The sequence below is a fragment of the Micromonospora sp. KLBMP9576 genome, from assembly GCF_050941805.1.
GTDB lineage: Bacteria > Actinomycetota > Actinomycetes > Mycobacteriales > Micromonosporaceae > Micromonospora.
Map to the genome: position 1 here is coordinate 4,907,616 of NZ_CP194567.1, position 23,257 is coordinate 4,930,872.

22 protein-coding genes, 1 tRNA gene and 1 pseudogene are annotated in these 23,257 nt (G+C 68.9%); 7 read left to right on the forward strand and 17 right to left on the reverse strand.

Translation table 11 applies throughout. The features are described 5' to 3' along the window. The first annotated feature begins 136 nt into the window (after nucleotides 1-136). From ACQ452_RS21530 to ACQ452_RS21540, 3 genes are all read left to right on the forward strand, one after another. Nucleotides 137-1,039, forward strand: coding sequence for a bifunctional DNA primase/polymerase (locus ACQ452_RS21530; RefSeq protein ID WP_433386919.1), 903 nt, complete (start codon nucleotides 137-139; stop codon nucleotides 1,037-1,039). Continuing rightward, a complete protein-coding gene (locus tag ACQ452_RS21535) occupies nucleotides 1,036-2,265 on the forward strand; it encodes a DUF3631 domain-containing protein (protein WP_433386920.1) in 1,230 nt (409 codons plus the stop codon). The genes ACQ452_RS21530 and ACQ452_RS21535 overlap by 4 nt, the downstream gene beginning before the upstream one ends. 271 nt (nucleotides 2,266-2,536) lie before the next feature. Beyond that, nucleotides 2,537-3,106, forward strand: coding sequence for a sce7726 family protein (locus ACQ452_RS21540; protein WP_433386921.1), 570 nt, complete (start codon nucleotides 2,537-2,539; stop codon nucleotides 3,104-3,106). On the opposite strand, the gene ACQ452_RS21545 is transcribed toward ACQ452_RS21540, so the two are convergent. Then, nucleotides 3,072-4,103: a beta family protein gene (locus tag ACQ452_RS21545; protein ID WP_433386922.1), complete on the reverse strand. Its 1,032-nt coding sequence runs from the start codon at nucleotides 4,101-4,103 to the stop codon at nucleotides 3,072-3,074. The genes ACQ452_RS21540 and ACQ452_RS21545 overlap by 35 nt on opposite strands. 186 nt (nucleotides 4,104-4,289) lie before the next feature. Between ACQ452_RS21545 and ACQ452_RS21550 the strand changes: the two genes are divergently transcribed. Further along, entirely contained in the window at nucleotides 4,290-5,180 is an 891-nt protein-coding gene (locus tag ACQ452_RS21550) for a hypothetical protein (RefSeq protein WP_433386923.1), read from the forward strand. Between the two features lie 364 nt (nucleotides 5,181-5,544). On the opposite strand, the gene ACQ452_RS21555 is transcribed toward ACQ452_RS21550, so the two are convergent. Next, nucleotides 5,545-5,709 carry a hypothetical protein gene (locus tag ACQ452_RS21555; RefSeq protein ID WP_433386924.1) on the reverse strand — a complete coding sequence of 55 codons (165 nt, stop codon included), beginning with the start codon at nucleotides 5,707-5,709 and terminating at the stop codon, nucleotides 5,545-5,547. A 279-nt stretch (nucleotides 5,710-5,988) separates the two neighbouring features. Here ACQ452_RS21555 and ACQ452_RS21560 point away from each other — a divergent pair. The 3 genes from ACQ452_RS21560 (at nucleotide 5,989) to manA (ending at nucleotide 8,810) form a co-directional block, all read left to right on the forward strand. Further along, nucleotides 5,989-6,080: transfer RNA gene (locus tag ACQ452_RS21560), tRNA-Met, on the forward strand. A 201-nt stretch (nucleotides 6,081-6,281) separates the two neighbouring features. Next, on the forward strand, nucleotides 6,282-7,532 hold the full coding sequence (locus tag ACQ452_RS21565; RefSeq protein WP_433386925.1) for an MFS transporter: 1,251 nt from the start codon (nucleotides 6,282-6,284) through the stop codon (nucleotides 7,530-7,532). Nucleotides 7,533-7,616: 84 nt separating this feature from the next. Further along, nucleotides 7,617-8,810 carry a mannose-6-phosphate isomerase, class I gene (gene manA / locus ACQ452_RS21570; protein WP_433386926.1) on the forward strand — a complete coding sequence of 398 codons (1,194 nt, stop codon included), beginning with the start codon at nucleotides 7,617-7,619 and terminating at the stop codon, nucleotides 8,808-8,810. Nucleotides 8,811-8,908: 98 nt separating this feature from the next. Here manA and ACQ452_RS21575 read toward each other — a convergent pair whose 3' ends face one another. The 15 genes and pseudogenes from ACQ452_RS21575 to asnB all read right to left on the reverse strand — a co-directional run bounded on the left by ACQ452_RS21575 (nucleotide 8,909) and on the right by asnB (nucleotide 22,815). Beyond that, nucleotides 8,909-9,556, reverse strand: a complete 648-nt coding sequence (locus tag ACQ452_RS21575; RefSeq protein ID WP_433386927.1) for a hypothetical protein — start codon at nucleotides 9,554-9,556, stop codon at nucleotides 8,909-8,911. Between the two features lie 36 nt (nucleotides 9,557-9,592). After that, nucleotides 9,593-10,318 carry a hypothetical protein gene (locus ACQ452_RS21580; protein WP_433386928.1) on the reverse strand — a complete coding sequence of 242 codons (726 nt, stop codon included), beginning with the start codon at nucleotides 10,316-10,318 and terminating at the stop codon, nucleotides 9,593-9,595. Between the two features lie 467 nt (nucleotides 10,319-10,785). Beyond that, the gene (locus ACQ452_RS21585; RefSeq protein WP_433386929.1) at nucleotides 10,786-10,998 is read right to left on the reverse strand and encodes a (2Fe-2S)-binding protein; all 213 of its coding nucleotides are present in this window, start codon (nucleotides 10,996-10,998) and stop codon (nucleotides 10,786-10,788) included. A gap of 4 nt (nucleotides 10,999-11,002) precedes the next feature. Then, nucleotides 11,003-12,355 (reverse strand): aminotransferase class III-fold pyridoxal phosphate-dependent enzyme, encoded by a 1,353-nt coding sequence (locus ACQ452_RS21590; protein ID WP_433386930.1) that lies wholly within the window; start codon nucleotides 12,353-12,355, stop codon nucleotides 11,003-11,005. Beyond that, nucleotides 12,343-13,335 (reverse strand): nucleoside-diphosphate kinase, encoded by a 993-nt coding sequence (locus ACQ452_RS21595; RefSeq protein ID WP_433386931.1) that lies wholly within the window; start codon nucleotides 13,333-13,335, stop codon nucleotides 12,343-12,345. The genes ACQ452_RS21590 and ACQ452_RS21595 overlap by 13 nt, the downstream gene beginning before the upstream one ends. A 14-nt stretch (nucleotides 13,336-13,349) precedes the next feature. Continuing rightward, nucleotides 13,350-14,168: a formyltransferase family protein gene (locus tag ACQ452_RS21600; protein ID WP_433386932.1), complete on the reverse strand. Its 819-nt coding sequence runs from the start codon at nucleotides 14,166-14,168 to the stop codon at nucleotides 13,350-13,352. Next, nucleotides 14,168-14,911 (reverse strand): alpha/beta hydrolase, encoded by a 744-nt coding sequence (locus tag ACQ452_RS21605; RefSeq protein WP_433386933.1) that lies wholly within the window; start codon nucleotides 14,909-14,911, stop codon nucleotides 14,168-14,170. Before ACQ452_RS21605 ends, ACQ452_RS21600 begins: the two co-directional genes overlap by 1 nt. Beyond that, on the reverse strand, nucleotides 14,908-15,603 hold the full coding sequence (locus ACQ452_RS21610; protein WP_433386934.1) for a hypothetical protein: 696 nt from the start codon (nucleotides 15,601-15,603) through the stop codon (nucleotides 14,908-14,910). The genes ACQ452_RS21605 and ACQ452_RS21610 overlap by 4 nt, the downstream gene beginning before the upstream one ends. Further along, entirely contained in the window at nucleotides 15,603-16,280 is a 678-nt protein-coding gene (locus ACQ452_RS21615; protein ID WP_433386935.1) for a hypothetical protein, read from the reverse strand. The genes ACQ452_RS21610 and ACQ452_RS21615 overlap by 1 nt, the downstream gene beginning before the upstream one ends. A 70-nt stretch (nucleotides 16,281-16,350) precedes the next feature. Next, nucleotides 16,351-17,532: a hypothetical protein gene (locus tag ACQ452_RS21620; protein WP_433386936.1), complete on the reverse strand. Its 1,182-nt coding sequence runs from the start codon at nucleotides 17,530-17,532 to the stop codon at nucleotides 16,351-16,353. Continuing rightward, nucleotides 17,529-18,548, reverse strand: a complete 1,020-nt coding sequence (locus ACQ452_RS21625) for a diiron oxygenase (RefSeq protein WP_433386937.1) — start codon at nucleotides 18,546-18,548, stop codon at nucleotides 17,529-17,531. Before ACQ452_RS21625 ends, ACQ452_RS21620 begins: the two co-directional genes overlap by 4 nt. Nucleotides 18,549-18,736: 188 nt before the next feature. Then, on the reverse strand, nucleotides 18,737-19,021 hold the full coding sequence (locus ACQ452_RS21630) for a PqqD family protein (protein ID WP_433394305.1): 285 nt from the start codon (nucleotides 19,019-19,021) through the stop codon (nucleotides 18,737-18,739). 671 nt (nucleotides 19,022-19,692) lie between these two features. Then, nucleotides 19,693-19,803: pseudogene (locus ACQ452_RS21635) on the reverse strand (hypothetical protein); the annotation flags it as partial. Then, complete coding sequence (locus ACQ452_RS21640) at nucleotides 19,793-20,593, reverse strand: type II CAAX prenyl endopeptidase Rce1 family protein (RefSeq protein ID WP_433386938.1); 801 nt, start codon at nucleotides 20,591-20,593, stop codon at nucleotides 19,793-19,795. The pseudogene ACQ452_RS21635 and the gene ACQ452_RS21640, both read right to left, overlap by 11 nt. Beyond that, nucleotides 20,593-22,815: an asparagine synthase (glutamine-hydrolyzing) gene (gene asnB / locus ACQ452_RS21645; RefSeq protein ID WP_433386939.1), complete on the reverse strand. Its 2,223-nt coding sequence runs from the start codon at nucleotides 22,813-22,815 to the stop codon at nucleotides 20,593-20,595. The genes ACQ452_RS21640 and asnB overlap by 1 nt, the downstream gene beginning before the upstream one ends. Nucleotides 22,816-23,257: the final 442 nt, after the last annotated feature.

The window sequence follows — 23,257 nt, forward strand, 5'->3', positions numbered from 1 at the left end:
CGGGCACTGGATCGGCGCGGACCGGCGCTACTGCCACAGCCCGGACGGTGTCCGTCCCTACCTGCAAGGCCCCCGCTGTCCCGACCACACGCCATCGGCCCTCGCTGGCCGATCCGAACCGCCAGGAAGGAGCCTCATGCACGACACCACCGCGTTACTCGCCGCCGCCCTGGACTACGCCGCCCGCGGCTGGCCCGTGTTCATGCTCGCCCGGTCAAAGCGGCCCGTCGCGAACTGCCCCGACTGCCCGAAGGCAGAGGAAGATCCCACGCACGATCAGGAATCCTGCCCCTGCCTGACCTGCCACAACTTCTACGCCGCCACCACCGACCCCGACCGGATCGCCGCGATCCTCAACGCCGTGCCCCGCGGGCAACTCGCGCTGCGCACGGGTGCCGCCTCCGGCACGGTCGTGGTCGACGTCGACCCGGCCCACGGCGGCCGAGACACCATGAACGGGCTCATCGCCGATGGGCTGCTGCCACCGACCGCGTACGTGGTGACCGGGTCCGATGGCCTGCACCTGTACTACCGGCACCCCGGACAGCGCGTGCAGTGCAGCCAGGGCAAATCCGGCCAAGGACTTGGCCCTGGTATCGACGTGAAGGCAGATGGCGGATACGTCGTGCTGCCTCCGAGCGTGCACCCGCGCACGGGCCGCCCGTACCGGTGGGCGCCGCGCAGGGAGATGCAGGAGATGCCCCCCGCGCTGGTCACCGCCTGCCAGCCCGTTACGCCCGCCCCGCCGCCGGCCCTGCCGCCATCTCCGACCACCATCCGCGCGGCGGGGGGCATCTCCTGCCCCGATCGCCTCCTGGCCGCACACCTCGATGCGGTGGCCTCCGCCACCGAGGGCGCGCGCCGCACCACCCTCTACGGCGCAGCCCGGGGTGTGGCTCGCATGGTCGCCGCAGACGCGATCAGCCACGACGACGCGATCGCCGCCCTCACCACCGCCGGCCGACAGGCAGACCAGACCGACCGCGACATCCGCGCCGCCATCCGTGGTGGCTTCCGCGCCGAAGGACTCGCCGCATGAACCCACCATCCAGCACCGATCAGCCCATCGACGGCGCGGCCATTCTCGACCAGTTGCATGCATGCCTCACCAAGTACGTGATTCTGCCCAGCGCTGAGGCCGTTGACGCGGTGGCGCTGTGGATCGCCGCAACCCACGCCCAAGCCGCATGGGCGCACGCGCCCCGGCTCGTGATTCGGGCACCAGAGAAGCGATGCGGCAAGTCGCGGCTGCTCGACGTGGTGGAGGGCTGCTGCCACGATCCGCTGATCACGGTCAACGCCTCGCCCGCCGCCGTCTACCGAGCCATCGGCACCGGCCAACCGCCGACCCTGCTCGTAGACGAAGCCGACACCCTGTTCGGCGGAAAGAACGCCGACGCCAACGAAGACCTACGCGGATTGCTCAACGCCGGCCACCAGCGCAACCGCCCCGCCATCCGGTGGGATGCCTCCAGCCAGCAACTGGAGAGAATTCCCACCTTCGCTATGGCCGCTCTTGCTGGTATCGGTGCGATGCCCGACACCATCGAAGACCGTGCCGTCGTCATCCGCATGCGACGCCGCGCACCCGGCGAAACCGTCTCTCCCTACCGGCACCGCCGCGACGGTCCCGCCCTGCGCGCGGTCGCCCAGCAACTAGCCGGATGGCTGCGTACCAACCTCACCGCACTCGAAGCCGCGGAACCGCCCATGCCCGTAGAGGACCGGGCCGCCGACACCTGGGAACCCCTCGTCGCCGTCGCCGACCTCGCCGGGAGCACCTGGCCCCAGCGTGCCCGACACGCCGTCACCACCCTCACCGCCGAAGCCGACGAAGCCGGCAACGTCTCCCAGCGAGTACGGCTGCTCGCCGACATCCGCACCGCCTTCACCACCCTGGGCAACCCGCCCGCCGCGCCTACCTCGGACCTGCTCGCCGCACTCAACGGCGACCCTGAAGCACCCTGGGCCGACAGCGGCCCCCACGGACTCACCGGCAAGAAACTCGGCGACCTGCTTCGCGACTTCGAGATTCGCTCCGACACGATCCGCTTCCCCGTGGGCCAGGCCAAGGGCTACACCCGAGACTCCTTCAACGATGCCTGGCAGCGCTACTGCCCCGCACCCGAAACCCCTTCCACCGGGGTATCCGTACCATCCGTACCAACCTCATTTCCGCAGGTCACCCCAGGTACGGATTGCCCCCCTGGTACGGATCGATCCGTACCACGACGCACCCTCACTGCTGCCCCTGGTACGCATTAATCCGTACCGCGATCCAATCCGTACCGTCCCTGACCAGGCAAAACGAGCTTGGTACGGATGGTACGGATGCCCCCGGGGCTACCGGGCGCGCCGGCACTCACTCGCAGTCCTGGCCACCATCTGTGCCCTCCGCCGACTCTTGGTGCGGCTCCTGCTGACGATGCCAGCAGGAGCCGCCGGATGGACACGGGCACCGGTGCGCTAGAGGCAGGAAACCGTGTATGGAAGTATTGGCGGGTGTTCGGGCAGCGGTAGGCCGAGTGGGGGTGCGATGCGCGATAGCGATATCCGTCAGGCGCTAACGGCTCGTCTCGCTACAAAGTACGATTCGCATCCTGACACCCAGATTCGGCACGAATTGGGTCTCTGCGCTGGCCGAACCCGAGTCGATGTGGCCGTCATTAACGGTCACATCTCGGGTTTCGAGATCAAGAGTGACCAGGACAGGCTGACTCGGCTAGAGGTCCAGGCCGAGTTGTATAGCCGGGTGCTAGATCGGGCTTCGTTAGTGACGACGGGCCGATACCTGGATCAGGCTACCGAGATCGTCCCCTCTTGGTGGGGCGTGTGGCTCGCTCTTCCTGGTAAGCGCGCGGTCCAGCTTCGGAATGTCCGCCGGGGCACCCGTAATCCAAGCCCCAATCCATTTTCAGTGGCCCAGCTGCTCTGGCGAGATGAGGCAATGGCGCTCCTGCGTGAGCGAGGCAACCACCGCGGCTTGTCCAAGGCGCCAAGGTGGTTCGTCTGGGAACGCCTCGCCGAGACTCTGGAGTTGGGAGAGTTGCAGGCGGAGGTGCGGCGCGTGCTTAGGACGCGGGAGGACTGGCCAACTCGCTCATGACGTGCGCGAGGTGATGGGAGGTTCCCCACGCTCGCCACTGTGTGGCGCTTCCTGGGCCAGGCTGGCGTCTGGCGCACCGCGCGAGCTCGCTGTCGCCCCACGAGAAGTCTGAGCCCTCGGCCGGCCAATGGTCGGATGCGACTAGGGCTTGGCACAGGTCATAGAAGCTGTCATTACCGCCGGTCTCGTTACGGGCCCAACGGTAGATCCACCAGTTGTCGTTCGTGGCGTACCTGAGACTGGGCAGAGGACCGCGGGCCCCAGTTCCTGGCAGAGCTGGATGTGCGATGGCGTAGTCGCCGAAGTCTGGGCCGCGGTCGGCTAGCCGCTTCCAGAGATCCCAATCCCATCTCGTTAGAGGTGTCGCTTCGTTGCGGGGAAGGTTTGTGATGGCGGCCGGCATGGCGCCTGATGCGACCACAATGGATGCCCATTCATGGTTGCCCAGCGAGTCAAGCACGTTTCTGACGACCTGCTCTGCTCGGCTGACGTCTCTTTCGGATGAAACTTCGGCCATATCCACTATCAAGTGGCATTGTTCCGGACTGACCTTGGCGATTGACAAAGCTCTGGATACCCGGGATGCATCGGCGACAGGGTCGGGATCTGTGGTGATGCTGCCGAGGCGCACGATAGCTGTTTCGTTGTGGAGGCGAGCCGCCTCACCGCAAGCGGACAACTGTTCGTCTGGATCGTGTAGGCGGATGACTGGCGCGATAGGGACGCCCCACTGCGCCAGGTCGTAAGCGATCTCCGTGATCAGAGGTCGGCCGTCATCGTTGACCCTGACGTAGGTGGTGTCGACTCCGAGGGCCAGGCCAGTCGGCGCTGCGTCTCGGACCTGACGCACGAACTTGAGGCCGGCCTTGGTTGGACCGTCATCCGAGGGGGAAACCTCGAACAGGGGATGCATACGGCTAACCTCGTGGTCTCGAAGTTGCCCAAGCGCTTTGAACTCGCCTGCGCGTGCCTTGAGTACGGGCCAGTATCGAGCCATAGCCGCCCCCTGTAGGTCTCGCGGGTTGCGCCTTCGGCTACTGAAGGTATCTGAGGGAATTCAGAATGTAACGAGTTGACATTGGCCGATGGTTCTGGTTTGAAGGCTTATGCAGAATAGCCGATATGAGGCTATCGGGTTGTTTGCGCTTTCTGCCCCTTTGCTGTCTTGCTCTATCGTTTCAGCGTGGCGTGGGACATTCAGATTGGCGACGTGATCGTTCGGCGGCAGCTCCATCAGCGGGTGGGCGGCTCCTGGCAGGGCGGCATCACGCGGCCGGCAATGAGCGCGGACGTACTTCTCTTCTCGTCCCCGGCTGGTGCTCGCTTCGGGTACGACTTTGATGGGTGGCGGCCTGACGGGGCGTTCCACTACACGGGCGAGGGCCAGGTCGGCGATCAGACCTTCGTGCGTGGCAACGGAGCAGTGAGGGACCACCTTGACCGCGGTCTACGGCTTCGTTTTTTCGACCAGGTCAAGCGTTCGGTCGTGCGCTACCTCGGCGAGTTCCGGGTTGACCCGGAGCACCCCTGGTACGCGGAAGAGGCAAAGGACCGGCTGGGGGACCTGCGGAAGGTCATCGTATTCCGGCTCCTGCCCGTCGATGCCGAGGTGCCCGAGCTCGGTGCGGCGAGCGCGGGTAAGCCGACAGTGCGGGATGTTCCGATGGAGGCCCACCGCGCCGAGACTTTCCAGGTAGAGCCCAAACGTGAACCGACAACCGCTGAGCGGCGTGAGGCTGACCTTGTGGACCGATACGTAGCCGCCGTGACAGCGGAAGGCGGCACCACGACGCGCAAGGAGATCAAGCTTCCCGACCTCGGTAGGGCCCTCTACACCGATCTCTTCGACGGGGGCCGGGCTGAGCTGGTCGAGGCGAAGAGCTCTGCGGCTCGCCACCACGTACGGCTGGCTCTCGGTCAGTTGCTGGACTACGCGCGTTACGTCGAGCACAAGTCCAGGGCTGTCCTGCTTCCGTCCTACCCGGGCTCAGACCTCGTTGATCTGCTGCACAGCGTCAACGTCGCCTGCATCTTCGAACAGGAGGGTGGCGGCTTCGTGCGTCTGGATCCGTAGGCCATCCGTGGTGCAGGTTCCAGCGGCCCTCGGGTCTGCACCATCGCCTGCAGTGCCGACTCGTCTCCCTCGCGCAGGAACACTGCGATCGCCTCGCGGATCGCGACCAACTGCTGCTGACGAAACTCCGGGAGGCGGCTACGCCGCTCGTTCGGTAACCCCCTGGGCAGCCGGACCGCTTAGAAGTAATCAACTCGGTAGGGGTGACTTCTATCGAGTTGCGTAGGGAGTCGGTGTAACCTCATCCATGACAACACGGATGAGGTTATGCAGCGCTCCCTCGTTCGTGCACACGAACGCCCCCGCCTAGGTTCTCGGCCCGACGGGGGCGAACGCGCAGTCAGCGGCTCATCTGACCATCCGGTCAGGTGAGCCTGCTGCTTACCACGACCGCAGCGCTTGCGATCGTGGCCAGCCAAGCGATCACCTGGATGATCAGCATTGCCGCCCGCACCACCTTTTGCCGACGGCTAAGGCCATCCGGCGGGGTGGCGTTGGTCGAGCCGGTGGGCTCGCCCGCTGCACCCATGAATTACCTCCTTGATCGAGGAACCGACACGAAAGGCGGTCGCCTCCCGACGTCGTTGGCGACGACCGAGCGTCGAGCCATCGATCAGAGGTGCTTCAAGCGGTGCAAGGAACACTCTAGAGCACCGACCGCTTACTACCGACCTGCCGGACCGTGTGGGCACCCCGTTGCGCCCCCGCTTCCGTGAAGCGGTGGGAAACAGCGATCGGCCGTGGTGCGGCTCATGGTGCGAAGCGAGGGCGGTTCAAGTGGTTGTAGTGCAAGGAAGTTGCCCCGACTGTGGCTGTAGTCGCAGCTAGCGGGCGCAGTCTCCGCCACGAGGGCCACTCATAATCCCTCGGTCGCGGGTTCGAGTCCCGCCCGCCCCACCAGGCATCGATTCAATCCCTCACCTCCCGGCGGCACAGGCCGCACGTCGCGCCGCAGGTCCCGGGGGCAGGGCACCTCGGCCCGCTCGGGGCGCGGTCCCGAAAGCCGCGCACCCGGCGTCGCCGCGCAACCACGGCGGGGCACACCGGCGATCAATATTTGGATAGAGTCGCGCCGTCTGCACCCGGTGGTTCTGGAGAGGCATGATGACGGCAGAAACCGAGCGCCCGACCAAGCCGGAGGAAGGGCGGCAGGCCGGTCTGTTCTGGCGCTTCTGGGCCGCGTCGACGGTCAGCCAAACGGGCGACGCGATCACGGCGGTGGCTCTGCCGCTGCTGGCGGTCCAGGTCCTCGATGCCAGCAGCTTCCAGGTCAGTCTCATCACCGCAGCCAGCTTCGTGGCCTGGCTGGCCATCGGCCTCCCGGCCGGCGTAATCGTGCAACGGCTGCCGCTGCGGGGCACCCAGGTCGCGATGGACCTGCTACGGGCGTTCGCGCTCCTGTCGATCCCGGTCGCGGCGTTCCTCGACGTGTTGCACTTCTGGCAGCTTGTCGCCGTGGCGCTGGTCATCAGCTTCGCCAGCGTCGTGTTCGACGTGGGCAATTCGACGTTCCTGCCGGCGATCGTCAGCAAGGAGGAACTAACCTCCCGCAACAGTTTGATGTCCAGCACCCAGGCCGTGACCCAGGTGGGCGGTCCCTCGCTCGGCGGCATCCTCGTGCAGCTCGTCGGGGCGGTGAACAGCCTCCTGGTGGACACGGTCAGCTACTTCGTGTCAGCCGTTCTGCTGTGGACGGTGCCCCGGCCCGCGCGAGTCGCCCCGACCGGCAGTGGCCTGTCGATGACAAAGATGATCAAAGCTGGATGGCAGTACGTCGTCCGACACGAGGTCATCAGGCCGTGCGTGGCGGCCGCGACCAGCACCAATTTCGTCGCCGGCGCCCTGATGGCGCTCACCCCGGTGTTCCTGATCCGCACGCTCGACGCGCCGGCGGGCCTCGTCGGCATCGTGATCGCCGCCGGTGGCGTCGGCAGCTTCCTCGGCGCCACCGTCACCACTCGGGTGGCGAGAGGGCTGGGTAGCGCCCGCACGCTCCGCTGGGCGACCCTGGTCGGTGCCACGTTGTCCTTGCTGATGCCCCTGGCCATGCCCGGGGCCGGCCTCCTGCTGTTCGTGATCGGCAACGCCGGCTTCTCCGCCGGGGTGGTGGTGCTGAGCATCCTCACCCGGACCCACCGGCAGGCCACGACGCCCGCGGACCTGCTGCCTCGGGTCATGGCCACCGTGCGATTCATCTCGTGGGGGGCCGTTCCGCTCGGTGCCGTCACGGCCGGTATCGTGGCCAGCACTCTGGGCAACCGGGAGGCCTTCTGGATCATCTGCGGACTGGCTTTCCTGACACCTGCGGTGCTCTGGGGGAGTTCGCTGCGCCACCGGCGTGAGTTGGCCTGAACGCCCGACAACGGGCTACGGCGGCCGAGCATCCCTTCCCGCGAGGAAGGCCGGCCCGGTGCGCAGATCAATAGGATTGGACGCATGGACCTTCTGGAACCCGTGATCAAACCGTACGCCTGGGGTTCGAGGCACGCCATCGCCGAGCTACAGGAACGTGCCGCACCTTCCAAGGGGCCCGAGGCCGAGCTGTGGATGGGGGCCCATCCCGGCGGCCCCTCCGGCGTCCGGTGTGACGGGATCCGCACCACGCTCGACCAGGTCCTGTCCGCCGACCCGACCGGCACTCTCGGGCGGGACAACGTCGAACGGTTCGGACCTCGGCTCCCCTTCCTGTTGAAGGTCATCGCCGCAGAGAAGCCGCTGTCGATCCAGGTCCACCCCGACCGCCAGCAGGCCAAGGCGGGTTTCCGGGCGGAGAACGAGCGCGGCCTCGCCCCGGACGACCGGACCCGCAACTACGTTGACGACTGGCCGAAGCCAGAACTGGTATACACCCTGACACCGTTCGAGGCGCTCGCTGGCTTTCGCACGAGCCGGGACGCGGCGGACCTTCTGGATGAGCTGCACCTGGAGGAACTCCGCCCCCTCACCGAGACGCTGCGCACCGGCGACGGCACCGCAGCCCGCACGGCGACACTTCGTCGGATCCTGACCTGGCCCCGGCCGGACCGCGCGGCATTCCTGGAGCGGGTGGTGACCGCCTGCAATCATGTGGCCGCCGCGGGCGGACGGTACGCCGCAGCGTGCGACGTGGCGACGCGGATCGCCGAGGACCACCCGGACGACCTGGGCATCGTCGCCTCACTGCTGCTGTGCCACGTGCAGCTGCCTCCCGGCGAGGCACTGTTCATGCCCGCTGGCGGAGTGCACGCGTACGTCAAGGGCGTAGGGGTCGAGGTGCTGGCCAACTCAGACAACGTGCTGCGAGCGGGGCTCACCGGTAAGCACGTCGACGTGGACGAGTTGCTGAGGATCTCGGCACCGGACGTGCCGGTGCCCGTGCTGAGTCCCGTCAAGGCCGGCGAGGGAATCTCGGTGTACGACGCGCCCGTGCCCGAGTTCGGGCTGGGGGTGGTCACGCTGGCGGGGCGGCGGACCGCGGTGCCCATGAAGGGCCCCCGGATCCTGCTGTGCCTGGAGGGTGCGGCGACGGTGCACGGCACGTCGGGCGATCAGCTCGCGCTGACCCGGGGCGCGTCATGTTTCGTCGCGGCTTCGGAGGGGCCGGTCACGGTGGACGGGAACGCCCTGCTGGTCGTCGCCAACACGGAGTGACGGGCGCACCCATCGGGGTGCTGCCGGCCCGGCGCGGCGCGGACTCCTACGGGGCGTCCGCGCGGTGCCGGGCCACCGCCCGACCGACGAGCAGGCGATCAGCGGTCGATCAGGCCGACCTGCCGGGCAAGCTCACGGACCTCCAACAGGCGATCCTGGCCCATCGTCACCTCCGCCACGGCAGCCTTCGCCTCGCTCGCCCGGCCGCCCTTCCAGATGATCGAACCGTCCTGGGCGGTCCGCAGCGACTGGTCCTTGAGCCGCGGGCCCTGCACGACCAGGGAGAACGTGTCGGTCGACGGCGTAACCGAATGCACCATGTGCTGGTCGATCGCGTACGAGAAGCCCTCGGCCTCCGTCCGGACCGTGCTGGGGACCAGTGGGTCGCCGGCCTCGAGCTGGCGGCGCACGAAGGACTCGGGCCCGTACAGCCGATGCACGTACCTGCCGCGGAGCACCCGGGTGTGGAACGGCCAGCGGTGGCTGTGCGGAAAGTGGGTCCCCTGGTCGAACCGGTGCAGCCGGATCCGCAGCATGCTCTCCGGATCATCGAACAGGACGATGCGGTCACCCCACCACTGGCACTCCGACATGGTCAGCAGACGCGTGTCGTCCAGCGCGTTGTCGATGAGTTCACGTAGCGCACCGGGAGCCGTCAGGACGTCGGTGACCTGCCCGGCGACCTGTTCGGCAACCTCTATGCGGGACCAGTCGAGCCGTTGCAGTCGGGTCAGACCACGATCCATGTGTCCACACTCCTGAGTCGGGTTGGTTGAGGTCGGTCAGCTGACCGTGACGACGTAGCTGCCGAGTACCTGTCGTGCCGCCTCTGCCAGGTCGTCCGGGGTCACGGCCGCGACCCACCGCTCCGGGTCGTCGTCGGGGGTGCCCGGCTCCGGATTCAGCAGGGCGCAGGCGGCCCGGTGGCCCATCCGTAGCGGGTCGGCCCGCTCCGCCCCGTACCGGGCGGCCACCGACTCCCGCGCCGCCCGGATGTCGCGTTCCGCCAGCCGGCCCGCCCGGACCAGTTCCAGGGTCTCCCGCAGCATCGACTCGGCGGCCGCCACCTGCGGTGCCGGTAGTTCCAGGTCAACCGCCCAGAGGGTGTCGACGCATCCCGTTTGTGCCGCATGCAGGTGCCCGGCGACCCCGATGTCGTCCAGCGTGCGGCGGAACACCGAGTCCGTGTCCCCACTGAAGAGCGCGGCGAGCACGGCGAATGCTGCTCCGCGCGGCGCGGACTCGGGGAACCCACGGCCGCCGGCCACCAACCATGCGCTCTCGGCGCGGGGGTCCGTACGGAGGTTGACGCCACCGACGGAGGACACCGGTGCCTGCGCACCGCGCGCCGCCGTGCCGGCCCCGGCCGGCAGCTCACCGAGGGGACCGGCGTCCAGCACGGCGACGGCCCCGGCAAGGCAGGAACGCGGTCCTGCCACGACGAGGACGCGGGGGTGGTCATCGAGCAGTTCCCGGTGCAGGGTCTCCTCGGACGCCGTGGGATCCACGCCCGCACCAGTGTCCAGACGTCGCCCCTCCCCGGTGGAGAAGAGCTCCCTTCGTAGCCTCACGCGGGCGTCACCTGGCGGGTCCTCAACTGCCGGCACATGAGGCCGGACGTCGCGGCGGTGGGATCCGTCGTCGCTCGGCAACCGCACGACCGCCTCGGCGAACCCGGTAAGGGCGACGTCGGCCGCGGCCACCGTCGAGCGGCACCACAGGACGAGACAGTCGTCGACGATTGTGAACCCCCGCCGAACCGGCGCCGGGACCGCTGCGGGAGCCGCCGTCAGCATTCGGCCCAGCGACTGCAGCACGGCGAGGTCGGCCCGATCGCGGGCGCCGGCACTGACCGGCAGCACCAGGCAGGCCACGACCTCGTCCGACCTGTTCACCTCCACCGACGTCACCCGTAGCCCGTTACGCAAGGTGCCTCGGGGCGTGACGGCCGGAGCCTCACTCACCACCATGGGGTTCATCGCCTCTCCGTCGGCTCGCCGGCCCCACGTCCGCAGACGGCGGTGGCGAGCAGGTCTTCGATGTCGATCGCGCAGTCGCCGCAACCGCTGTTGGCGCCGGTCTCCAGCCGTACCGCCGGCAGGTCGCGGTGCCCACGCTCGATCGCAGCCAGGATCTCGTCCTCGCGTACGTGCTGGCACAGGCAGATGAGGGGGCTCTGCTCAGACATTGCGCTACCGCCGATCCGCTCCGGGGGCGGCGACCTCGGTCCGTAGCGCTTCCAGGGCCAGGTCCAGGACTTCAGCCATCAGGTCCAGTTCCGTCTCGTTCACGACCAGGGGCGGATGGATGTTGATGACGTCCGCCGCCATACCCGTGGTGGCGACCAGCAGGCCGTGTCGGGGGTGAACCGTCGTGCACAGGCTCCGCAACTGAGCGGCATAGGGCCCGGTGAGGACGATCCGGGCCGTCGCTCCCAGCGCGTCCACCCGCGCGACGAGTTCGCCGTACCGTCCGGCCAGCTCCGCCAGGCGGCTCCGCATCGCGGCCTCCAGCTCGGCCACATCCTGCTCGACCCGCGGCCACGCCTCCCAGCGGTCCAGCACCGTGTCCACCACCGCCAAGGCATGCGGAATGCCGACGTAGGTCGACGAGTGGCTGCCCGGGGGGTAATGCGTCCCGTCCGCGAGCGGCTCCCGGGCCCAGACCGCGCTGAGCGCGGCCGCCCCGTTGGTCAGGCCCTTGCTGGTTACCACGATGTCGGGGCGGACCCCGGCGAGCTCGAAGCCCCAGCGCGGGCCTACCCGGTGCAGCCCGGTGAAGATCTCGTCGGCGATCACCAGCGCGCCCTGGCGGTGCGCGTGGTCGACCGCCGCACGCAGCAGGGCGGCGTCGGGACGGACCATGCCCCCCACGTTCTGCACGGCCTCGATGACGAGGGCGGCGACCCCGCGGCGGAAACCCTCGCCGCCGACCCCGGACACCTCCGACCCCCACCGTGACACCGCCAGGTGGCAGCCGGGGCTGCAGTCACCCGACGACCGGGCGTGCGGGCAGGACCGGCAGTCGGGGCTGGGCAGCCTGACCACCTCGACGTTCCAGGCTGCCAGAAGCTCGCGGTACCGGGGACTGGAGCTGAGCATGCTGGTGACGCCGCTGCGGCCGTGGAAGGCGCCTTCGAAGACGACGACCGTGCCCGGTCCGCGGTTGCTGAAGGCGATCCGCAGGGCCGTTTCCATGCCCTGCGCACCGCCGAGGTCGAGTTCGACCCTCCCGGGTACGCCGACGGAGGACGAGAAGAGTCGTTCGAGGCGTTCCAGCACCCGCAGGCGTAGTGGAGACTCGCAGAACGAGGGGAGGGCGGGTAGGTCGGCGCAGCGGCGCAGCGCCTCGACGAGGATGGAGTGGTCGTACCCCCAGGCGGCCGTGCCGTTCGCCGCTTCGGCGTCGAGATACCGCCGGCCCCGCGTGTCCTCGAGGAACGAGCCCGCGGCACGGACGAACTGTGGAACCCGGGGGGAGCGGTAGATCAAGTTGCCGGCCCCGGCGAACTTTGGCACCTGCTCCGCACTGGTCACAGCGGACACGCGGCACTCCTCGACTCCTCGGCGGAGTGCGCCATCCGGTCCGTCCAGGCCTCGGCCGTGGCGGTGGAGAGCAGTGGCGCGACCCCGGGTTCATTGCACTCGATCCATCCGGTCAGCACGGTCAGCACGTCCCACCGGGCGGGACCGTCCGGCAGGGGTGTCCGGTCGAGTTCGGTCAGCCAGCGGTCGATCCGTTCGCGGTGCCCGTGGTCCCGGGCCAGTCGAGCCCAGCGGTCGTCGCGGGTCGCGATCCGGCCGAGCGAGGCGGAAAGGTCCAGGTCGTGGGCCGGGATCTCCGCCGTCACCTCGGCGAGCAGATCGCGCAGCCAGGTGTCCTGCTGCCCGGCCCCCGTTGTCGCCGCGGACGGGCGGACCAGCGACCGACGGCACCAGTCCCATCCGGTCCGGTACGAGAAGAGCTGCAGTTCACGGATGACGTCGGCAGGATCGTCGGCCGTGTGGATGAAGTTGAACAGGCCGTTGACGCGCCCGATCCGGGTGCGCAGGTCGCTGGCGCGGGCCGCCCGGGGTTCTGCGGCCCCCTTGGCGGCGGTCAGCCGCACGCTGGCAGGCAGCCCTCCGGGGCGGACGATGTCGCGCAGCAGCACGAGCAGGGACGGACCTGAGCCCAGCAGGTGGTCCACCACCGCGATGCGCTGCTCGGAGGCCGCGTTGAACTGGTACCGCCACAGTTCCCTGGTGAGTAGCGGATCGAACCGCATGACGGTGGCGGCGACCGGGGACCAGCCCCTCTCACGCAGCAGGTCGAGGATGAGGTCGCAGCGGCGACCCGCCACCGCGTCCGGCTTGAGCACCACGAAGGTGACATCCTCCGGGCAGCCGGGGTCGGCCGACCGGGCAAACCACCGCAACCCTTCCCGCAGGTAGGTGTCGTAGCGGTAGGCCTCCCGCTTGGCGGGGTCGGCGGTCAGTCCCCGCAGTGCGGTGACCGGGACCGCCGAGCGCGGAACGTCCGTCACTGTCGGACACGGCATCAGTCGAACCTCCTTCCGCCCAGCGGTGCGGGCTTGCCGTCCACCAGCACCACGGGGCTGCCGTCGGGATGGGCAGCGGTCGAGTCGAGTCCCAGGCGCCGCTCGGCGAAGGCCTGCACCGTCCAGCTCAGCGCCACCGGGTCACTGACCGACTTCTGTATGAGTTCCTGCCGCCGGGCGTCCTGTTCTCCGGCGGTGCGTCCGTCCACGGGCACCGGCGGCCCGAGGCACAACACGGCCCCACCGTCGTGAGTGGCGTCCACCAGGAAACAGGACGTCCGCGTCGCGTCGTGTCCCAGCGACATCGCCAGCCGCACCGGATCACGACCGATGAGGAGCCGATGGCCCGCTTCGTCCAGGACGCTGAGGTCCCCGGGATGCTGGTTGATCATCCGTCCGTCGAACCGATCAAGCAGGTCGCCCTCGACCCATCGGTGGTACGCCAGGACCACGAGATCAAGCGGGCCGTTCCGCCGCTCCCAGTCACCGATTCGCTCGCCGAGCCGGTCGTGCCAGCCGCGTGCCCGGAGCCGGTACCGCTGCCGGGCCACCGCGTCCCGAGCCTGCGAGGCGAGCCCGCAGTAGGCGTCGAAGTCTCCCGGCCACGTCTCCACCCCCGCGTTCCGGGCGACGTCCAACGCCGCCACCCGCTCCGCGTGCGACGCCACGAGGCTCACCTGGTACGAGTGCGGACGGCGCGCGCTCATGCCCAGCAACGTGTGGAGGTTGGCACCCGTGGCGGACACCAGCACGGCGATCCGCAACGGCCCGTCGCCGTGTCGCGGCCCCAGTGTGCGGACCCCGTCGGCGCCTCGCATCAGGCCGTCCCCTCCGCAGCGGTGCCGCCCTCCGGGACCAGCGCCACGAGGGACTGCGCGCAGCCCGCGCGGTCCGGGTTGACCAGGTGCATGTGACGCGCCCCCGGTACCCGGTGATGCACCGGGTCGAGCCCGTCCCGGCGCCACCGGTTCAGTTGATGCTCCATCAGTTCGGCGGGGACCGCCTGGTCGCACCCGGCCTCGATGACGGTCAGCGCCGCCACGTCGGCCCGGGTGACGACGGGTACCGCCGCCGTACTGCTACCACCACCGGCCAGGTGCCCGGCCAGAAAGTGCTCGACCGCACCGTCCCCCACCCCGAGCGTCGCGGCACGGTCCAGGTGCACGACGGGGGCCAGCAACACCATTCGCCGGCCCTCCCCCCGGCCCGCCACCGCGGCCATCGCGAGGTGGCCGCCGGCGGAGTGGCCGGCAACCACGGCGTCGCGCCACGTACCGTCCGGGGCCGCCAGCGCCTCCAGGGCGGCCACGCAGTCGTGCACGGCCGCCGGCCACATCCCTCCGTCCCAGGTCGGCCGGTACTCCACCACCGCGATGCGGCATCCCCTGCGGACGAGCTCCACCGCCAGCGGTTCGAGATCCCGTGCCGTGCGGTCGTGCCGCCAGAAGCCGCCGTGCAGCAGCACGACCGGCGGACCCGACCGGTCCTCGTCGGCGAGGTATGTGTCCACCCGCTGCCAGGGCGACGGGCCATACCGCACGACCCCCTCGCTGATCCTCACAGCACTCCGATTGCTTCCAGCCGGGACACCCAGTGCTCGAAGCGCTGGTCGGACATCTGCACCTCGGCGCGCCGCTCGGCCGATTCGTCCGCCGCGCCCTGACGCCACCAGACCTGGCCGTCCGACCGTCGGATCATGAAAGCTCGCTGTTTACGGGCCGGGCTCTGAATCATCAGGGAGATGGTCTCGGGCTCGGTGATCGTCGTATGCAGCTGTTCGTGATCGAGCGTGATGCAGCGCCCGGCGGGCTCCTCGCGAATGAAGTACGGCCAGAACCGGGACACGTCCGCCGTCTCGTCCAGCGGCTGGTCCGTGGCATAGAGGGTGTGCTGGTAGGCGCCGCTCAGAATGTAGGCGGTGAAGCTGTACCGGTGGTTGTGCACGCGCTCGTACTGGTCGGTGTTGGCCAGCCGGAGCCGGATGCGCAGCCCCCTCTCGGGTGCGTCCCAGATCACGATCTTGTCGTCGAGGGCGTGGCACTCGCACTTCTGGCGCAGCTCCGGCGTCCTGCGGACCCGGTCGACCAGGGCACGCAGCAATGCACGGTCGTCACCGATGCGACGGGCAATCTGCTCGGTCACCTCCGCCGCCGTCTCGATGTCATCCCAGCGGACCGTCGGGAGCGAGGACATGAATGCGACCGCCGCCCGCTCGTCGAGGGTGGCCGCGCCGGCGGTCATCGTCTCGGTCATCACAGCACCTCCATGGCCTGAAGCCGGCTGGCAAGGTCGTCGAAGTACGCCTTGCTGATGCGCTTACTCCCGCGCCGCGCGGCCTTCTCCTTCTCCTCGCCGAAACGCCACCAGACACGGCCGGTCTCGCGCTCGGTGATGAGCGAGCGCTCCTTCTCGGCCGGCCCGCGCAGGAACAGGGATACGGTGTTCGGCGTGGTGAACGTCGTGTGGATCTCACTGTGGTGCAACGTGTAGCAGTTGCCCGGGATCTCGTTGGTGACGAACCGGGGCTGCACCCGCAGGTCGCAGTCCTGCGCGTCGAAGTCGTCCTGCGCGTCTTCGGGAATTCCCTCGGGACGGCCGACGAGCTGGTGCCTGACGTGCCGGTAACGACCGCGCAGGATCAGCGAGGTGAACGAAAACCGGTGGTCGTGCGGACGATCCCGGTGGTCCTCCGTGGAGACGTGCACCCGGATCCGGAAGCCCCGGTCAAGCGCGTCGTAGACCACGAGCTTGTCCAGCAGCCGGTGGTGCTCGCACTTGTCGAACAGATCCTCCTCCTCGCGGGCCCGGGCCAGCAGCTCCCGCAGGGCGCTCTTGTCCTCGGCGAGCGCCAGCAGCACGTCTCTGGTCTGGGCGCGGGCCCTGGGCAGGTCGGACCAGTCCACCGTCATCCGGTTCAATGCATCCAACATCGTTTCACCTCTACTTTTCGTTGAGGGCGGCCCACCGGCCGCACCGCCGCCATGGCCCCGCCCGGAGCCGTCACCGGCGCTCGGACGAACCGATGGCCACTTCCGCCCGCACCCCGGTGCCGAACGTGCGGTGCGCGGTCGTCGTCGCCAGTTGCCAGAGCTGGTCGTCCGACACGCCGCTCGCCTGCGCGTTGCGCATCTGGCGCGCCAACGGCTGCGACCCCGCGGCGACGATGCCGCCGTCCTGGTACCAGAGGCTGTTGTCCACGGTCTGGTGCAACCGCTGCCCGCCGATCCGCGCGGAGTCGCAGCGGTCCGTCATCATCATCGCGTTGGCGTGCCCCATCAACTCGACCGCGCGGGTGGCGATGGCCAGGTCGACGTGCTCGCCGTCGAAGTTGATGCAGGCGGAGATCCGCCCGGCGGCAGCTTCCCGCATGATGGCCGCCGGCACCGGCCCGGCGATCCGGTCCATCTCATCGAGCGACCAGTGCGGCAGGTCGTACGCGGCCAGGGTGCTGGCCCGGGCAGCCCGCGCCGCCGACGTACGGAAAGCGTGCCTGATGGCCAGGGGCATGTCGTTGAAGAGGTGATCCGTGATCACCCGGGATCCGGTGCCCGCCCACTCGCTCTGCCAGGCCAGCTCGACGATGTGGTGGACCAGTTCGGCGCTGCCCCGGGGATCCGTCCGGGTGAAGTGCCCCAGGGCGGGACGCACCCCATGCTCCATCAGCAGTGGCACGATCCAGTCCAGGCGCGGGTGGCGGCCGTCGAGGTTCTCGTGCAGGCTCGATGCGGTGGTGAAGGCGTCCGGGGACATTACCGTGTATGCCAGTCCGAGCGGACCGAGCTTGGCCAGGCGTTCCCACTCGTGCCGCGTCGGGGCCCACACCGTAGCCGCGGGCGTCCCGCCGTGGCTCGCGAGCAGCGGCCCTTCCAGCGCGATTCCCGCCACGTGCGGTATGCGCCCGGCCCGTCGCAGGTCCCGGTAGCGGTGCATGAACCGCTCGAAATCCGCGAGACGGTCGCGGTGCAGATAGAGCGTGGGGATGCTGAGCACCCCCTCCTCCCCACAGCGCTGGTCCAGCCGCTCCAGGTCGAGGGTGGCGAATTCGGAGAAGTCCACCTCGCCGAAGCCGTGACAGTGCACCTCGACGGGCAGTGCAAGATCCTTCTCGTGCTCTTCCAACCCCAGCCTCCCCGTGGAAAGGGCCGGCACGTCGTCCGCCAGGCCCAGTGACCGTCCGTTCATCGTGTTAACCCGTAGCGGTGCAGTTCCTCGGCGGCCGGGCCGCCGTCGAAGGCGCCGAGCGCGTCGAAGTGACGCATCGTCTGTCTTGACGTGGTCGTCGTGTGCAGCGTGATCACTTCCGGCGGATAGGTCTCACTGACGATGCGCTCGACCTCCCCCGCGTCGAACCCGTACCCAGCGAGTTCCGCGCGGATCGCCGGCAGGTCCGGACGCAGGAACGCGTCGATCAGACGGGGTACCAACGCGCCCGCCCTCCTCCGCTCGGCCGGGGACAGCTGCCGCCACATGTGGCGGAGAAAGTCGGCGAAGTAGGCGTGGTGCCGTCCCTCGTCCTGGGCGTGATCCTGGATCGTCCCCCGGACGGCAGTGGACACCTCCTTCCAGTCGGGCAGGTCCGCCAGAGTTGCCGAGATCAGCGTCTCGGAGACGATGACGAACAACAGCTCAGCCAGCGCGCGGTCGCGCTCGGGGAGCTCAGCGAGGATCTGACCCAGGCGTGCGAGGAAGAACGGTTCGGCCGGCAGCCGAGGCACGATTCCCGTACGGGCGCGCACCTGCCGTGCGAGGTCCACCGAGAAGAGCGTGTGGTAGGCCTCGTCGCAGTACATCTTGTACGCGTCGAAACGCATCTCCTCGGGCAGGTCGACGCCGACCGACCCCCGCGCGATGCCGAGGACGGTCCGGTTCACCACGAGGTACTCGAGGCGGGCGGTGAAGTCGAGGTACCGGTACAGATGCTGGATCAGCACCTCCTCGAAGGTCGCGGCGGGCAGTGCCCGGACCAGCGGGTGTCGGCTCACGGGGACCAACTCCGGTGGGAAGAAGGAGGTCTCGTCGTCGATCAGCACCCGCCGGGGGGCCTGCCGCACGCTGGCCCGCTCGTGCCAGTTGCGGAACGGGCTGCGGTATGGCTGGTCCGGATCGCCCACGTCCGGTCTGGCCGATTGCAGCAGCAGTTCCTTCGGGCAGTAGGACAGCGCGGCACACCCGATGAACATGCCGACAGTTCCGCACATACGCTTCTTCCCCGATAGATGGTGAGCGGCCCGGGTCCCGCCCACGTCCGGCCGGGAGGTCCCTGCTGCTCGCCGAGACGGCCTGCCCCTGCGGCTCCCGGCCGAGACCGGCCGGGAGCAGACGGTGGGCACCCGGCGCGCCGGCCCTGGAGTCCGGGCCGCGACGGCACGGTCCGTCCTCGGCCTTGTCATGCCGTGTCCACCATGCCGTTCTCGGCCAGGTGTGCCAGCAGCTCGCCGCAGTCGGTCACCGCCTCCTCGACCGCCACGTCGTATTCGGCCGCCAGGCGCTCACCGATCTGCCGGACCGTGGCGGTGCCGTCTACCTGCCGAAAGATGAACTCCGCCACCTCGTCCAGCTCAAAGGCCAGTGAGGCGTTGGCCACGAAGAGCTTGCTGCGGAACTTGCGGAACCGGGCCGCGGGGGCACGACGAAGCACGGTGTCGGGCGTGACCGCCTGGACGGACGTCATCAGATCTCCACTTCCACGGAAAGGTCCTTGCACAGCGCGGCTACCCGCTCGGCCCAGACTCCCGGCTCCGCCGGATCGAGATCGGCCATCGTCTCCAGGGCCCAGTACGTCGCGAAGGGAAGCATCGGCAGTGCCGCCTCCCTGACCCTTCGCGCGCGCCACTTCGGCGACCGGGAACCGAAGTCCCGCCTGCTCTCCAACAGGGCGTCGACCATGTGGCCGAAGGCCTTTCGGGCGGCCAGCACGGCGCTCTCGGCGTCGCCGGCAGCGAGCATGCCGTACACGTCCTCGACGTTTCCGTCGGCCTCCGCCAGCGATCGAGTGGTGACGAACGCCTGGTAGGCGGAGTCGTCGAGTTGGGCCCGGCGGCGCTCCAGCCAGGCGGTGTCCCCCAGGGGCAGGCAGGTGTGGAATCGCCCCAGCAGCAACTCCTCGGGGTCGGTCAGCACCTTCAGCGAGGAGACGCCGCCCTCGAACTGCTCCCACCCGACCTTCGCGAGCATCTGGTCGATCTGCGCATCCAGCCAGTAGGCGACCTCCCAACGGCGGCCGGCGACCAACATGTCCAGAGCGAGGACGGTGTCGGGGCTCAGCGGCACGGACACCGTCCGGGCTCCGTCGGTGCTGTAGGGCCGCTGTGAGACCACGACAAAGTCGAAGTCGCTGCCCTCGTTGGCCCAGCCTCGGGCCGCCGAGCCGACGGCGAAGACGGCGAGACGGTCCTCGGGCAGCAACGAGCGGCGCTCCAGTTCCTGCAGACAGTCGCCTGGATCAAGCTTCATGCCAGCCCCTGTCGTCGTTTTCCCGCTGCAGTTCGAGCAGCACGTTGGGGATGTTGTTGATGACGTGCGCCACGAGCGCGGGATAGATGGATCCTGACAGGACTGTCAGGGCCAGCCAGGCGACCGCGGCGCTGATCTCCACCAGGGTGGAACGGGTACTTCCCCGCCGGTTGGTCCCGGGCTGGATGTGGTGCTGGGCGACGAACGCGATACCACCGAGCAGACCGACCGGCAGGGTGGCTCCGGCCAGCAGGACCGGCGCCCGGAAGACCGCCTCCTCGCCCACCGAACAGACCGTCCCGGCGAAGGCGCGGGCGAGGCCGTGAGCGCGGGGCGTGGGACCGAAGACGAACGCCAGCTCGCCGGAGAACAAGGACTTCATCCGCATGTCGCTGAGCGCGACCAGGCCGACCGCCACCGCCACCGCCACCGCGAACCACCACCAGTCCGCGCCGGTGACCAGCCACGACGAGCCCATGACCACGGCCATGATGATCGCGCCGATCGGAGCGACGAGACCGGCCAGCGTCTCGGCCCAGAAACTCAAGCCGCTGCGCATGGTCCGGGGTACCCGCCACGGCAGGCACATCAGGGCAACTTCCACCGCGAGCAGGACGGCCACGATCCGGGCCTCGGTTCCCCCGAGGCTCCACAGGCCGACACAGAAGGCCAGTACGCAGAAGACCGCTGTCAGGCGTCGTACATCGAGCACCCAGCCCTTCGGATCAAACGTGCTGGCGTACTGCGGGCCGGTGGCGGCCGGGACGTCGAGCTGTTTCGTCGCTGTCATCAGCTACCCAGTCCCGCCATGACCGGAGCAGGGGTCTCGGCGGCGCCGACGGTCCGTACGTGGACGAGCACGCCCGCGTCAATGGCCTCGAGGAGCAGTTCCTGTACCTCGTCCGGATCCGAGTCGAGCTCCGACAGCAGGGAGGCGATGCTGCGCACCCCGTCGAGAGCACGCAGGAGGGCAAGCCACACGGGGCTCTCCGTCTCGTCCACCACAAACTCGATGGCGCCGTCGACGACGATGTACCAGGAGGCCGGGTCCGCAGGCGAGTGCAGCAGCAGGACATTGTCCGCGAGCGCGACGACGGCGTTCGGGGCCACTGGCGGGCGACGCAGCACCGACGCCTCGGTCTCGCTCAGCTGGAGGTCCCAGTCGTGCACCACGATCCGTTCGGGCACCGATGCGGCACCCGCCCCGAGCGGGTGGCCGGGTAGCTCGTTCGTCATCTGCTCGAGCAGGCCGAGATTGACCACGCGCAGCAGGAACTCGACGTGTCCGGAGGTCGGATCCTCCCGCAGCCGACGCAGCGACGACCGGATGTTGCCCGCGTCGAGGAAATCCCGCGCACCCGGCCCGCACAACGCCTGTTCCAGCAGCGCGTCTCCCTGCTGAGCCAGCATGCGGATGAACGTCCGGTAGGTGTGCAGGACACCTTCGCCGTAGAAGAAGGGCACCTTGGGGCGGTTGACCACCTCCGGCGGAAGGAGGTCGACCATGCCGCGGCGGAGGATCTGCTTGTCCCAGATCAGGGCCGGTCGCAGGGCCTCGGGTACCGCCGCCGTGAGCTCGACGAGGCGGTGGTCGAGGAACGGAACGCGGGCCTCGATGCCGTTGCCCGCGGCGGTCCGATCCTCGTGCCAGCAGTTGTACTGCTGCACGTCCCGGTACTTCCAGCGGAAAAGCAGGTCGTACGGGTCACGGTCGACGCCACCGGCCGCGTCCCGCAGCGCGGACGCGCGGACGAGCGAGAGGTCCGACTGTTCCCACCACGCGCCGAGATCGGGCCGGCGGTGCTGGAGACCGCGCATGGCCATGCGGTCGATGTTCGACAGGAAGTCGCCCCAGTCGCCCCCGCCGGCGAAGGAGACCGAGTAGCCGCCGTTGAACTCGTCCGCTCCGCCGCCCAGGAGCATCGCCTTGATCTCCGGGGCGTGGGCCCGTACGTAGCGGTAGAGCTCGTACTTGTAGTACGCCTCCGGGCCGGCGAGCGGTGTCTCCAACAACCACACGAACCTCTTCCACTCCTCGACACCGGGGGTGGCTGTGGCGTCGAAGAGAACCTGGTGGTTGACGAGTCCGAGGTGGGTGGCGATCTGGTGTCCGTACTCGGCATCCCCGTTGAGCAGGGTACTGCCGTTGAGCGCCGTGAAAGTGCGGGGTTTCTCGACGGCGAGGGCGGCGACCGCCGCCGAGTCGATTCCTCCGCTCAGGAAGAGCCCGACTTCCACGTCTGCCATGCCGCACTCGGCCACGGACGAGGCGAGCGTGTCCCGGTAGGCGCCGATCAGTTCCTTCTCCGAGCCGGTGCGGGCACCGTCGAATCGGGGGAACGACCAGTAGCGGTGTGTGTCGGTCTCGCCGGACGCCAGGTCGATGGTGACGACGCACGCGGCGGGCGCGTACTCGATATCGCTGAACCAGGAGGTGGGTGCGCTGTCGTCGAACACCAGCGCTCCGGTCATCATCTGGTCCGACAGCGCGCCGGCCCAGTCGATCCTGCGAGGGCAGGCGGGATCCTCGAAGAGGGCCTTGATCTCGGAGGAAAAGACGATCCGATCGTGGTTGCGGTGGTAGTAGAGGGGCTTGATACCAAACCGGTCCCTGGCGAAGACCAACCGGTTGCGGTCACGGTCCCAGAGGACCAGCGAGAACATGCCGCGGACCCGGTCGAGGAAGCGCACCCCGTCACGCCGGTAGAGATGCAGCAGCACCTCGCAGTCCGATCCGGTGCGCAGCCGGGTCCCGGGCGGCAGCCCGGCGGCCAACTCCCGGTGGTTGTATATCTCGCCATTCGCGATGAGGACCAGCGAGCCGTCTTCGGTACTCAACGGCTGCCCGCCACCGACGGGGTCGACGAGGGAGAGACGGACGAACCCGAGGCCCACCGGGCCCGAGCGGTGAAACTCCCGGCCGTCCGGTCCCCGGTGGGCGACCGCGCCGGTCATCCGCTGGAGCAACTCATCGGTGCCCGCGCCAAGCAGTCGCCCGCCAAGTGACGCCACTCCCGCCAAACCACACATGACTACCTCACTGAAGTGCTTCACAGGTCGATACCCGCCCGGGCGAGGGTCCGGTCCACGGCGCGGTTGGAGATCTGCGGGCAAGTGCCCAGCATTGGCAGGCGGTGTCGTGGCACCGCCGGCGGAACCTGGCGGGCAGCCCCGGCCCGGGGACACACTGTCCCGCTGACGCCGGGGATGTGCCGCACCGGCAACGGTGCGGCACATCCCCATCCATCATGCGACGTTCGCCAGAACGGTGCCGAAGACGACCTTCTTGGCCACCGGCTTCGAGTACTTACGCATAGAGATCACCACCTTTCGTATCCCCGGGGGGCGGGAAACGAAATGGGGGCGAGGACGCAACGTTAACCGGCGCCTACAGGCAGCGGCTCGCATGCCCCGTGATGAAGCAACTGAATGCAGCAACGGATGGATCAATCGT

What these genes read in the sequence shown, in the direction of transcription:
- ACQ452_RS21530 (WP_433386919.1), top strand. Translation starts at nt 137, where the DNA reads ATGCACGACACCACCGCGTTACTCGCCGCCGCCCTGGACTACGCCGCC.
- ACQ452_RS21535 (WP_433386920.1), top strand. Translation starts at nt 1,036, where the DNA reads ATGAACCCACCATCCAGCACCGATCAGCCCATCGACGGCGCGGCCATT.
- ACQ452_RS21540 (WP_433386921.1), top strand. Translation starts at nt 2,537, where the DNA reads ATGCGCGATAGCGATATCCGTCAGGCGCTAACGGCTCGTCTCGCTACA.
- ACQ452_RS21545 (WP_433386922.1), bottom strand. Translation starts at nt 4,103, where the DNA reads ATGGCTCGATACTGGCCCGTACTCAAGGCACGCGCAGGCGAGTTCAAA.
- ACQ452_RS21555 (WP_433386924.1), bottom strand. Translation starts at nt 5,709, where the DNA reads ATGGGTGCAGCGGGCGAGCCCACCGGCTCGACCAACGCCACCCCGCCG.
- ACQ452_RS21565 (WP_433386925.1), top strand. Translation starts at nt 6,282, where the DNA reads ATGATGACGGCAGAAACCGAGCGCCCGACCAAGCCGGAGGAAGGGCGG.
- manA (WP_433386926.1), top strand. Translation starts at nt 7,617, where the DNA reads ATGGACCTTCTGGAACCCGTGATCAAACCGTACGCCTGGGGTTCGAGG.
- ACQ452_RS21575 (WP_433386927.1), bottom strand. Translation starts at nt 9,556, where the DNA reads ATGGATCGTGGTCTGACCCGACTGCAACGGCTCGACTGGTCCCGCATA.
- ACQ452_RS21585 (WP_433386929.1), bottom strand. Translation starts at nt 10,998, where the DNA reads ATGTCTGAGCAGAGCCCCCTCATCTGCCTGTGCCAGCACGTACGCGAG.
- ACQ452_RS21600 (WP_433386932.1), bottom strand. Translation starts at nt 14,168, where the DNA reads ATGCGAGGCGCCGACGGGGTCCGCACACTGGGGCCGCGACACGGCGAC.
- ACQ452_RS21610 (WP_433386934.1), bottom strand. Translation starts at nt 15,603, where the DNA reads ATGACCGAGACGATGACCGCCGGCGCGGCCACCCTCGACGAGCGGGCG.
- ACQ452_RS21615 (WP_433386935.1), bottom strand. Translation starts at nt 16,280, where the DNA reads ATGTTGGATGCATTGAACCGGATGACGGTGGACTGGTCCGACCTGCCC.
- ACQ452_RS21620 (WP_433386936.1), bottom strand. Translation starts at nt 17,532, where the DNA reads ATGAACGGACGGTCACTGGGCCTGGCGGACGACGTGCCGGCCCTTTCC.
- ACQ452_RS21625 (WP_433386937.1), bottom strand. Translation starts at nt 18,548, where the DNA reads ATGTGCGGAACTGTCGGCATGTTCATCGGGTGTGCCGCGCTGTCCTAC.
- ACQ452_RS21630 (WP_433394305.1), bottom strand. Translation starts at nt 19,021, where the DNA reads ATGACGTCCGTCCAGGCGGTCACGCCCGACACCGTGCTTCGTCGTGCC.
- ACQ452_RS21640 (WP_433386938.1), bottom strand. Translation starts at nt 20,593, where the DNA reads ATGACAGCGACGAAACAGCTCGACGTCCCGGCCGCCACCGGCCCGCAG.